The organism is Winogradskyella sp. A2 (genome assembly GCF_046762865.1).
Taxonomy (GTDB): Bacteria; Bacteroidota; Bacteroidia; order Flavobacteriales; family Flavobacteriaceae; genus Winogradskyella.
The window spans coordinates 1-845 of record NZ_JBKQXM010000022.1; the positions used below are offsets into that span (position 1 = coordinate 1).

The following is an 845-nucleotide window of genomic DNA, read 5'->3' on the forward strand; positions in this document are numbered from 1 at the left end:
ACAGTAGCTATGCTTGGATCTTGATCCGCATTTACCGTCTCGCTCTCGTCACTGTCTACTGCCGTGTCGCCTGTGCCATCACCATCCGTGTCCGCTGATCCATCGCCCTCGGCCGTGTTCGTATATGAACCGTTGTCAAGGTCTGCCTGGGTAACCGTATGTGAAGCCGTGTAAGTCCACGTCTCGCCCACATCTAATACTCCATCGTTGTTCCCTGGTGCATCTGTGCCGCGTACCGGAGCCGCATCTGCTGTTGCATCTGCCATCGTCGGGTTGTAGACCGTGACGTTTCCGTCGTTGGTAAGGGTGATCGTATAGTTGATCACCTGGCCTACGGTCGTATATTCTGTTAAAGCGCCACCATCGATATCTGCAAAAGTCTTGACAGTAGCTATGCTTGGATCTTGATCCGCATTTACCGTCTCGCTCTCGTCACTGTCTACTGCCGTGTCGCCTGTGCCATCACCATCCGTGTCCGCTGATCCATCGCCCTCGGCCGTGTTCGTATATGAACCGTTGTCAAGGTCTGCCTGGGTAACCGTATGTGAAGCCGTGTAAGTCCACGTCTCGCCCACATCTAATACTCCATCGTTGTTCCCTGGTGCATCTGTGCCGCGTACCGGAGCCGCATCTGCTGTTGCATCTGCCATCGTCGGGTTGTAGACCGTGACGTTTCCGTCGTTGGTAAGGGTGATCGTATAGTTGATCACCTGGCCTACGGTCGTATATTCTGTTAAAGCGCCACCATCGATATCTGCAAAAGTCTTGACAGTAGCTATGCTTGGATCTTGATCCGCATTTACCGTCTCGCTCTCGTCACTGTCTACTGCCGTGTCGCCTGTGCC

General features: G+C 53.7%; 1 pseudogene. It reads right to left on the bottom strand.

The features are described from left to right. Nucleotides 1-845, bottom strand: a pseudogene (locus ACFWV9_RS16135) (hypothetical protein); the annotation flags it as partial.